Annotated in this window: 6 protein-coding genes; all 6 read left to right on the top strand. The window is 39.1% G+C overall.

What is annotated here, in order from left to right:
* Window positions 1-864 precede the first annotated feature (864 nt).
* Window positions 865-2,655, top strand: a complete 1,791-nt coding sequence (locus H5058_RS10975) for a hypothetical protein (RefSeq protein ID WP_182678200.1) — start codon at window positions 865-867, stop codon at window positions 2,653-2,655.
* Window positions 2,656-2,738: 83 nt separating this feature from the next.
* Window positions 2,739-3,179: a hypothetical protein gene (locus H5058_RS10970; protein WP_182678198.1), complete on the top strand. Its 441-nt coding sequence runs from the start codon at window positions 2,739-2,741 to the stop codon at window positions 3,177-3,179.
* A gap of 7 nt (window positions 3,180-3,186) precedes the next feature.
* Window positions 3,187-3,702, top strand: a complete 516-nt coding sequence (locus H5058_RS10965; protein ID WP_182678196.1) for a FlhC family transcriptional regulator — start codon at window positions 3,187-3,189, stop codon at window positions 3,700-3,702.
* A gap of 146 nt (window positions 3,703-3,848) precedes the next feature.
* Window positions 3,849-4,889, top strand: coding sequence for a conjugal transfer protein TraF (gene traF, locus H5058_RS10960; RefSeq protein ID WP_182678194.1), 1,041 nt, complete (start codon window positions 3,849-3,851; stop codon window positions 4,887-4,889).
* The gene (locus tag H5058_RS10955) at window positions 4,886-6,325 is read left to right on the top strand and encodes a conjugal transfer protein TraH (protein WP_182678191.1); all 1,440 of its coding nucleotides are present in this window, start codon (window positions 4,886-4,888) and stop codon (window positions 6,323-6,325) included. Before traF ends, H5058_RS10955 begins: the two co-directional genes overlap by 4 nt.
* Before the next feature lie 2 nt (window positions 6,326-6,327).
* The coding region (locus tag H5058_RS10950) for a conjugal transfer protein TraG N-terminal domain-containing protein (protein WP_182678188.1) at window positions 6,328-11,308 on the top strand (4,981 nt) is incomplete at its 3' end.

The following is an 11,308-nucleotide window of genomic DNA, read 5'->3' as shown; positions in this document are numbered from 1 at the left end:
ACTCAATGCTATTAGCAATGTGGAATAAATCTATAGCAGCTAAATACTCAATGCTATTAGCAATGTGGAATAAATCTATAGCAGCTAAATACTCAATGCTATTAGCAATGTGGAATAAATCTATAGCAGCTAAATACTCAATGCTATTAGCAATGTGGAATAAATCTATAAGCAGCTAAATACTCAATGCTATTAGCAATGTGGAATAAATCTATAGCAGCTAAATACTCAATGCTATTAGCAATGTGGAATAAATCTATAAGCAGCTAAATACTCAATGCTATTAGCAATGTGGAATAAATCTATAGCAGCTAAATACTCAATGCTATTAGCAATGTGGAATAAATCTATAAGCAAATCAAAGAGCATTTTAAAGAAGTAAGTTATCTTATTGCTTTTTATGGTGAACATATTGAAAAGTGGAATAAATCTATTGTAAATGATCTTATTTAAATGGAGCTGAATGCCAGTTACGGCAATAAACTTATATAAATCAAGATGGTATGCTGATTTGCCGCAGATCCACCGATCATTGATCTATCACTTGAATAGAGCTATATTTGCGTTGTTTCATATACTTTTAATTTAATTAGTATGATTTTATATATTGAACAATGAATACATTGTAGGTAGGAAGCTTAACGAATAGAACTACAGAAGTTTAAAAGAGAAAAGCCAGTCAAAGACTGGCTAATTATTTTGATTACAAAACCCAAAGATGAAACAGGTTGCCCCCTGTATCAACTTAATCACCAAATAACTTGGCGAATGTCGCTTTGCTGTTACTAATTATACTCTAAGTAACAGTTAGGTCAAATTTTCCTTGTTGAAGCATTATATTGCTTAAATTAAGGTAAAGTAAAAATGCCACATGCTGCGAAGGAACGAAATAAATTAAATTTACTCAGTTCAATAGAGCAAACCTATCCGATTACTATTCTTTCGGATGAGTCAGATAAAAAACCAAAAGAAATACACCTAACACAAAAACAAATATTCGATTTATTTAAAGAACATCTAATATCAGATAGTAAATCTACTCTCGCTTATGTACCTGGTTGCTTTTCAAAACAAATGTCACGAGCTGATGTGGACGTAAAACAGATCTCTATGCTTGTCTATGACATAGACTGTACAAGTGTTATGTACAGCTTAGAGTCACTAAAAAACAAACTAAAAAATTACACTTCAATTATTCATTCAACATACTCTGCTTCTTGGGAACACCCAAAGTGGCGCGTTATAATATTGCTTGAACAATCAATCGATCATGCACAATTCAAAAACGTTTACTTAAATGTAGCAAAGCATCTTGATATTGAGTTTGATTTAAAGTGCACAAACATAAATAGATTGTTTTACTTCCCCTCAGTAGACATACATAATGATTTTAGGCAAAGGCACATAAATAAAGCTAAGTTATTAAATGTAAAACCATTTTATGGTGTGCCAGCTCAAGTTAAAGATAATAGATCTAATTCTATTAATTATAATATTAAGCCTAAGTTAAAGAGAGTGAACACAGGATACGTTTCCTTTAGTTCAGTTGAAAACCACACAGGTAGTATTTGTGGCTATAGTATTCCTAAGCCTTTAAAAGCACCTTTTAGCCAATCTGATTTCGATAATTTACTTCTTAATCCCGGAGTTTGGCTGCAAGCAGCAAAATACTTAGGTTTGCCTTTAGATGGCATAACGCAGAATAAATCATTTTCAAAATCATTTTGTTCTATCTTACCGGGTGTAACTGATAACAAACCTAGTTGTTCTCTAGCACTTTTAACTTCAAACGATAGGCCAAGGGTTGTTTACCAAGCATTTAACGAGGAACATGAATCAAGTGGCAGGTCAGGGCCTGTAATAATTGATTTAGCGCGTGTTTATGCAATGTTATTTTCTGGCCGTAGAATAGAGCAGTCTGAATTTCCAGCAGCTACTCATAAAGTGTGGCTTACTAGATTATTAATGGCCAGTGGTGCGATTATACCTGAGCCAATTAAAGATTTACCGCCACTCCCAACCGAAATTCAGTTCTCAAATCGCTTATATGAAGGTTTTAAAGACTTATTGCGTTGTAAAAGGGCTTTCATAGAGCAAAAACATGATGCTACAGCGTTTAGCCTTACCTTTGCTTGCTACTGGTGCAAAATTGGCAACCGTAATACAGTAAAAAAATATACTCAAGCACTCTTAAATGCAGAGGTGTTAAGGTTTGTAGATAAATTAACGTTGCCGCGTGGAGTCATAATTCCGCTAATGATGCCTGCAGGGAAAACAGCAAAAATTTACAAGTTAAAACAAAGGGATATAAAAAATAAAGTAAAGCGCATAGAAAGCTCGGCGAATAAAAAGGTTATTGGTAGACAAGAGGGTAACCTTGGTCGAGTTAACACTAAAAATAACGGTCATAAAGATTCGCCAGTTAAAAACGATGGAAATTGCTTTGATTTGACGAGTAAATTTGGGCGTTCACCTTTATTTAGTGAGCTGGTTGGAGTTCGTGAGCGGGGCAAGAAACCAGTTTATTTGGATGTGTTATTAAATGAATGTAGTTTCTCATTTGATAATGTACTGTTTTCAATAGTTAATAATTCAAATTGCATGGATACCAATGAAGCACCTGAAATCCCTAAGTTGATGAAATACAGAGAGTAATTCTGTTTGTTAGCCCTGAACTGTAGTTATTGTATAAAAAGTATTGAAAGCGTAAGCAAGTGGTCGTAAAATGCAGCTACTTCATGTTTAAAATTAAGCGTTCATTCATTTATTTTGGTCAGGGTATTATGGATATTGGAATATTAGATAACAATAGTTACCGCTCGGTTCAAATAGCTCAAACTTCATTTATTCTCTCTATGCGTGACATAGCTAGAATAGATCCAGTAAGTGTGGCTTATTTGTTTAAAATTACAAAAGAAGAGGCAAAGAGATTGGCTGAAACCCCAGTTCATCTATTAGAAGAAGCTTTGCATTCAAGCCCACCATTATTAACAGTTAAAGGTCAGGATGGCCGCTGCCTGCGTGGAGCCAGCCCTATGGGTGCATTACTTGATTCATTAGCTTCAGGTAGTGTAGAAAGCTTTCATAATACAGCAGCACACATTAACGCTTTTTCTGCGATTTTTACCAGCTCCCAAGAACGTAATGTATTAGCTGCACCTTCAGTTGTTGCGAGGTAGGTTTTAAATGAGCAAGATTTCACCTCCTAAACGCAGAACTTTACCATGGAATCCGAATCTTTATTATGAGCAAATTATGCTGGCTTATGAAATGGCTAGCTTAGGCGCAAACGCGAACGTTTTAGATAAATATTTTGCTGTAGATAAGCGTTTAGAGCTTGCGGTTAATAAAGAGCTAGGAAGGTTTCGCAAGGGGGCAGGGTGGATGAACTCTCATGTAGTACACCGTGTTCATGCTAATATTATTTATCGCATGTATTGCACTGTATTTCCTGAAAATGAAGATGTAACCCGGGATTTGACCGCTAAAGAGTTGCTTACAATCTCTAAAACATACCTTCTTTTGTATGACAATCAATATGCAGATGTAAACCGCATATATTATATATTCCATTATTTAAATACCTCTGTATTTAGTAAGAAGGTTTGCAGTAAATGTGGCATGGGGTTTATTTTCCATTCTGAACGTGATTATAACCTTTGCCCATTTTGTGAGTCGGATTCGCCATTATTTAAGAAGTAACCATTTGATATAATCAATGGTTACTTCTTAAAATTATTACTTTTATCTAGTTAGCTACTACGCATTCAACAAATAATAATAACTCCCCCTTATTACACCTACATAATTAGCATACCAGCCTATTAAATCTGGCAAAATATTTTGCTATGAAAACAAATATCCTATATGCAGCTGTAGCTGCCTGCCTTGCATTGGCATCGACCCCTAGCGTATCCGCTGCTGAAAAGGCAGACGGAGGAAGATCAACGTCTTTTTATGAAAGAAAAAGTGAGGGCTGGTTTTGGTATGAACCTGAACCGCCTGAAGAAATAGAAGAGGAAGAAGTAAAACCTAAACCGGAACCTGAAAAAGAACAAAATCAGAGCCAAGAGCCTAAAGACAAAGAAACTAATGTTGTTGAAGTTAATGTTGAGTGGCTTAGAGAGAACCTACCTAAGCTACGTGATGCAGCTATTGATAAGCCTACATACGATAATGTTAGGCGATATTTTTATGCTCAGCGCGTGATGATGGATAAAGCAACTAAGTTTGCAACCGTTAGTCAAGAAGTAGCAAAATTTGAGGTTGCTTTGGATGAAACGCTGCGTAGACCAGATAATCAAACTGCATTATATGACTCAAAATTAATTGCTAAAGATAATAGAAAGAGTGTGTTTGCTCAGTTAAGTGAGCAAGCAGGTTTTTTCTTCTTCTTTACGTCTACTTGTTCTTATTGCGATAAACAAGCGCCATTATTAAAAGGTATGACACGAGATACAGGTATTGAAGTGTTAGCTATATCACTAGACGGCCGGCCTCTACCAAATGATGAGTATCCTGATTATGTAACTGATCCAGGCACCTTGCGAGAAAGACTGCAAGTTATGGTCACACCTACAATTTACTTGGTGAAAAAGGATGGTAGTGAGTTCCATAACATGGCAGCTGGCCTTACTGCTCCCGACGAGTTAATGCGTCGCTCAGTAATGCTTGCTAAAAAGCAAGGCTGGATTACAGAAGAAGCATATGACTCAACCAAAGAAGTCAAAGAGATACTGCTAGATGACTCAACGAAGGAGCAATTAGTTGTGGATCAGGAAAAGGTCTACGACGACCCTAACTATTTAGCAGACAAACTACGTCAAAAGTTCCAGCAAAAATATCGTGCTATACCAACAACTCCGAACGGTGAGAGTAAAGAGAAATGAAACTGAAGAAATTTAATAAAAATTTTATAACCTCAACTGCATGTGCAATTTTATTCTTAGTTCCTAGCGCTTCCGTTTCGAGCGACCCGCTAAAAGAAATATTTGGACTTATGACAACCTCAGCAGGCGGGAGCTCATTTGAATCTCAAAAAAGAAATGGAATTGCTTTTGGTACTTTTAGTGGTCGATTTCAGATGTATCAGCCAAAGGTAGTTAGCTTTCAGCCACCGAGTCTAAATGCCGGCTGTGGAGGGATTGATTTTTTTGGCGGCTCGATAGGTCTACTAAAGAAGGAGGAATTGGTACAAATGGGCCGTAATATTGCTGCAGGTGCTGCCGTTTACGCCTTTAACTTGGCAGTAGAATCCCTGTGCCCTAGTTGCGCACAAACTATGTCTTGGCTGCAAGATAAGCTAGATCAATTTAACGATTATGTGAGTGGAACTTGCCAGCAGGTAGTGGACGGTTTGAGCGCTAATAAGGTTGGTGGTGCTTTAGCCAACCAAATTAAAGATACTGTAAACATTGGTGGTTGGCATGAAAAGCTCGAAAGTCTTGCAGAAACGCATACAGACCCTCAGAAAAGTTGGGTTGAACTATTTTCAGAGCGAAGCGAAGACGGGGCGGTAGGTCCTAGTACACCTATGGAGGGGATGTACGGAAATATGATGTGGAATGGACTAGGGGATTCAGATATTGACGGTTGGAATTTTGCATCTGGATTTGGTAAAAATGAAATGCAAGAACTTTTAATGTCATTAACTGGCACTCTAGTTTTCAAGCAAAAAGATGCAGATAATGTTGAATGGGTACCTTACCCAAACTTAATCACTGTGTCTGACCTCGTTGAATCAGATGAATCTACCCCAATAAAAATTTATAAATGCAATACTTCAGAAGATAAAGATCCAAAAGGTAGGCTTCCTTGTACAAAATTTATTAATGACGAAGGTTCAAAAGTTAAGTGGGTTGGCATGTATAACAAATCATTAGAGCTGCTGACTGGTAAAGGTACAGAATTAGGTATCAGAAGAAAGATAATACAGAAAATAAAATTAAATCCCGACGAGCAGGCATTTGTAAATAACACCCCTGTCCCTGTAATGACTATGCTGTTTAAATTAGGCAAAAGTGGCCAAGCACAAATAGCAATGTCTCATATAGCTGCTATGCAAGTTTCGTTTCTATATGTGGACCAACTGATCGATCAGCTATATAAGATTTTAAAAGTCACTGAATTGGCCTTGGAGTCAAAAGTTGAGAATGTATCGCAAAAAAACATTGATTTTATAAAGACTAAAATTATTGAAATCGAAAAACAGCGTGAAGCACTAAGGATTAAATACAAGGATCAGTTGGAGCTAGGCGATTCAATCTATCAAACGTATGAAAAATTATTAGATAGTGTTCAAGGTCTTTCTGGGTCAGGAGCTTAACAATGGGTGATTTTGTAATTTATAGCATGGGCGACCCGGACTTTATGCGGTTGGCGCTACTAGGCTTGTCACATTCATTTGAACAAGGTGCATTAAGTCTTGCGAAAATAGGCTTAATGCTAGGGCTACTCGCTGTGTTTTGGAAAGGCGTTTGGAGTCCAGATAAAATTGAATTTAAGCAATTCTTTATTGGCTTTTTTTTAGTGTATTTTTTATTCGCACATCAAGTGCCTGTAAAGCTAGTCCATAGTAATGGAGTAAGCGTAGACAATATGCCACCTATCCCGATTGGTATAGCTCTATCAGCCACCATAGCAACAAATTTTGGTTATAGTATGGCCAGTGGATTGCGTGAATTTTATCAAACAACCTACGTTCCGGGGTCGTATGCCACTGGTACATATCGAACCATGCTAGGGTTGCAACCGCCTAAACCCGGCTCAACGCCGCCTACTGTGGCCGGTAATGGCTTAGATCCACTAAGGGAGTTAATGAAGTTAAGATATAATGAGTCGCCAGGGGCTTTTTCAAATAGTTCCAATGGTGAGAAAGTTGATTATACTGATTCAATACAGAATTATATTAAAGACTGTGTATTAAAAGATGAGTATTTAAAGAATGCCTCTACAGAAGTAAATACAGCTGACTTCTATAATACTCACTTTGCTTGGGAGCAGATGAAAGTTAGTTATGATGGCTGGTCAACTTCTATAAATGTGGCAAATGGTCAAGGCTATAAAACTGTAGGTTGTGGCACCGCGTATGCTCAGCTTGATTCTGTTATAAACTCTGTCTATAAAAATATGAGTGTTAAGGGCGGGACTGCCAAATCAAAAGTTGACGACGAATTAACTAAATATGGTACGGAAATGTTGCACTCAGTCAATGGCGAAGCTTGGAAGATAAAAGTAAACCAACTTATGCATTACCACTACAAGAAATCGAAGAGTGAAAGCGTATGGTCAAGTAAAGCACAATTAATGTCTAGTCAATCAGAGTTTGAAGCCATGGATAAGCGACGTGTTTCTACGGCAGTTCAATATTCGCTTTGGTCTGAAATGGCAATCCCGCTAATTAGTTATATAGAAGCTTTTGTGTTTCTCATAGGCCCACTTATGCCACTGGTTATTGCTTTTGGTGAAAAAGGGCTAGGGTTAGTTTTAAAATACTTCTTTATTTTAATCTGGGTTAATACATGGCCTGTATTGCAAGTAGGTGTAAATATGTACTTGCAAAATGCTATGAATAAGACTTCATTCGCCACTTCACCCTACGACCCATTTTCATGGGCAGGTTATAATACAACTTTTACAGAGCTTGAATCATTCATTGCTATGGGTAGCACCTTACAAACAATGGTTCCAGCTTTGAGCCTTATGCTTCTGTATGGTTCAGCGCATACCATGATAAACGTAGCGAACTCGGCCCAAAAAGGCGGTGGTAGTGAAGGTGCAAGTGCTTCCCCTACGGCTGCTGCCCCACACCACTCAGGTAAAGGTTCTACTGGTCAAGCTAGTGGTTCATTTAACCAGTTAACAGGCCAGTATGAACAAGGGTTTACTGGTGGTAGTAATGCTATGGCTGGTCTAAAGCAATTTTCTACTGGGAACACTGTTAGTTCTGCAAGCTCAGGCGGAGTGCAGAGGTCAAATGAAAATATGGAAGCAACTGCTAATCAGGTATCGAGTACATATCAGGAAATGGCTGGAATGCTCGAATTAGGTAGTGACGGTAAATCGATTGTTCAGAGTGACTCTTCAAACCAAAGTGAAGGTGTTGCACAAGTTGCAGGCATAGCTAATACATTAATGAAAACTGGCGGGCTCACACAGCAAGAAGCTATTGATGCCGCATTATTAATAAGCTCTGGAGCTGGTGGTGAGGTTGGTGCAAAGTTAGCTGCTCAATATAAACTTTTAGGTGGTCAAGGTGGTAAAGGTGGTAAAAATGCTGGCGGCATTACTCCTTTATCCGCTGGTTTAGGGCTTGATGTTAGTGCTAAAGCAGATGCTAAAGTTGCAGCAAGTGCAAAATCTGCACTATCGAAGCTCAAAAACATTAATGAGTCGGGTTCAGAGGGTTGGTCTCAAGAGAAGAAAGATAGTGTTCAAGCTCAGTACGCTAAGGTGGAGCAAGCTTCTAAAAACATCCAAGCATCTACCCAAAATACATGGGGTGAAACAGGGGTTAGGATGCAGCAAGCCTCAAAAGCATATAGTAATGCTGTTAAGCAAACGGAAAGTGAATCAAGACTCAATTCGCAGCTTGCAAACTTCCAAGGAGCAAATGCTTTCAACTTTAACTCTGTTACATCAGACACCCCGAATAACCAAAGCCAAGAGCGCTTGGCATCAGGAGAAATGGCGGCAAGTGCTGTAAGGCAAACTGCATTTGATAACATGTCATCAGCTCAAAAAACTCAATTTAATGATTACAAGAAAGAGAATGGCTTTGGTAATACGCTAAATGAGGATACTAAGGCTTTGCAAGGCTTTGTTAATACAGAGCAAGGTGCAAATCTTAAAGGTATGCTTGGCGACTTTAAAACACAAGAGCAGTACCAACAAGATTTCAACAAGGCTATTGGTGATCCATCAAACCTATCTGTATCTGAGTACAACCATAAGGCAGCTTTGTTTGCAGATAGCCAATTCCAAACCCTTGCAAATAGCAGCGGTTCACAGCGTTACCAAATGTCTGCTAACTACCTTGATAATATGAATGATTCTTTAGGTGGTAAGGTTGAGCAGTTAGCTACTGCAGCAGGTGATTTTAGAAATGCTGATAAAATTGCAGATAAAGCTTTTAACATTGCACCCCCTGAATCAGCTGAAGATAACGGCTTAATGACCATGGACAATATAGACAGCAAGCGCCAAAAGTTGAAAGGTGATGGTGAATCTAAAAAGGCTGAGGTAGAAGGTGAGTATGGTAAATTTGATGCTAAGAAGCTTCATGAAAAAGCCGTTGCAAACCAGAATTTACCTGTTGATGAGAAAAAATTAGCTAAGTCTAGGGTGCTCTCTAATCAAAGCATTGACACGTCAGAGTTAGATATCATAGGCAAAAAAACCACAGAAGCTCGCAAAAAGTCAGGAGATATATTGAACGCTGTTGCGGATGTTGGCAATGCAGTAGTAAATACAGCAAGTAATTTTCTTCGAGATTCTGCTAGTGAGCAACTAGAGGCAAAAGGTGTTAGCTCTAAACATTCTGATATTTTATCAGGCAATGTACCAAACCCACATGCTCAGATTGTGGGTACAATAGCTGGTGGTTTAAAGGCAGACTCTAGTTACAGCGATAAGTTATCTGCTGCAAAACTACTTGCGAGTACAGATCATGCAGAGGACGTTGTTAAGAACTTAAGAGCTAAGGGTGATGAGCAAAGCATTAAAGAAGCTAATGCACTAGAGAAGGGAATTAACTCAGTTAAACAGACTTATAGTGACACTAATGCCACTGAGGGCCAAAAAGGTTTAATTCAGGCTCTTAGTCAAAATATTAAAGATGGCAATATTTCTGAAAATGGCGCTTTAGGTGTTGTATCACCCAAAAATGTAGACTTGCAAAAATTGCCTGAGAGATATGAGGCAATGAATGGTCAAAAAGCTGTTATGAAAACGATGGAGCAAAACGGCCATCAGAATACTCCTGAATATAAGAAACTAGCAGCTGCTGCAGCTGAAAATGAAAAATACTTTTCAAATAGGCAGGGAAGCACTGCTTCGTTAATTGCGGCACAAGGGTATAACAACCATTACAGTAGTAATTCAGCCGGCTTTGGCAATCACAATAGCGAATCGCAAAATGTAGCAAATGACCGAGTTGCTAAAAAGTTTATGAGTGATTTATTTTCAGGCAAAGATAATTCTAGGCTTGATTCAGATGGGTATGAGGGAGCATTGAACTCTAAGCGAGCTAACACTGCTCAAGAGTTATTTTCCACAGGGAAAGAGAAAAATTCTTTGGACTCAATATCTACCTATGAGGATGTACGAGCTGGTTTAATAGCTGGCGCAAGAGAGCTTAGTAATACTCCAGGCATGGAGAAGTATGGTAAACAGTTGGAAGGGCGTATTGCAGAGTTAGATAAGCAAACCGGTTACGATAAACGTGAGACGAAAATGTTAAGCGGTGAAGTTGGTTACAGTTCTTCTAACAAACAAGAAGTTACAGGTGTTTCAATGGACGCGGCTAGCAGTGGTAAAATAGAGGCAGCAGCCGCAGGGCAGAGATTCAATTTCGGTAATGACACAACATTTACTAAGCAGCCAAGTGATTCTGGTACGGTGTTGCAATCAAATACAGGTCAATCATTTGCGTTAACTCGAAATGATGAAGGGTCTGGTTCACTAAGTCCGATCAACACTTCGAACCAAAATGGTCCATCAAATGCTGGTGGCTCTGCTACTAACGGTACGGCTGGTACTCTTGTATCGGGCACTAATACCGCTACGGCTGGCACTCCTGTATCGGGTACTAATACGGCTGCTCCTGTAGCAACTCAAGGTGACGACAGTGGCGCAGGTGAAAAGCAGGGAACTGAAGGTGGTCAAACAGTGCAAGGCCAGCAAAACGCTGATGTTGCACGTACTGCTAATGATGTGAGCAATGCATCACCGGCACAGCAACAAGCTGGCACTAATACCGCTACGGCTGGAACTCCAGTATCAGGTGGTAATACGGCTGCTCCTGTAGCAACTCAAGGTGACGACAGTGGCGCAGGTGAAAAGCAGGGAACCGAAAGTGGTCAAACAGTGCAAGGCCAACAGAACGCTGATGTTGCACGTACTGCTAATGATGTGAGCAATGCATCACCGGCACAGCAACAACAAGGTGGTACTAATACCACTATGGCACAGCAACAAGCTGGCACTAATACCGCTACGGCTGGAACTCCAGTATCAGGTGGTAATACGGCTGCTCCTGTAGCAACTCAAGGTGACGACAGTGGCGCAGGTGAAAAGCAGGGAACCGAAA

This window comes from Pseudoalteromonas sp. SR45-4 (assembly GCF_014163535.1).
Lineage (GTDB): Bacteria > Pseudomonadota > Gammaproteobacteria > Enterobacterales > Alteromonadaceae > Pseudoalteromonas > Pseudoalteromonas nigrifaciens.
This window is presented reverse-complemented; position numbering and strand designations above follow the sequence as displayed.

What these genes read in the sequence shown, in the direction of transcription:
- H5058_RS10965 (WP_182678196.1), top strand. Translation starts at nt 3,187, where the DNA reads ATGAGCAAGATTTCACCTCCTAAACGCAGAACTTTACCATGGAATCCG.
- traF (WP_182678194.1), top strand. Translation starts at nt 3,849, where the DNA reads ATGAAAACAAATATCCTATATGCAGCTGTAGCTGCCTGCCTTGCATTG.
- H5058_RS10955 (WP_182678191.1), top strand. Translation starts at nt 4,886, where the DNA reads ATGAAACTGAAGAAATTTAATAAAAATTTTATAACCTCAACTGCATGT.
- H5058_RS10970 (WP_182678198.1), top strand. Translation starts at nt 2,739, where the DNA reads ATGTTTAAAATTAAGCGTTCATTCATTTATTTTGGTCAGGGTATTATG.
- H5058_RS10975 (WP_182678200.1), top strand. Translation starts at nt 865, where the DNA reads ATGCCACATGCTGCGAAGGAACGAAATAAATTAAATTTACTCAGTTCA.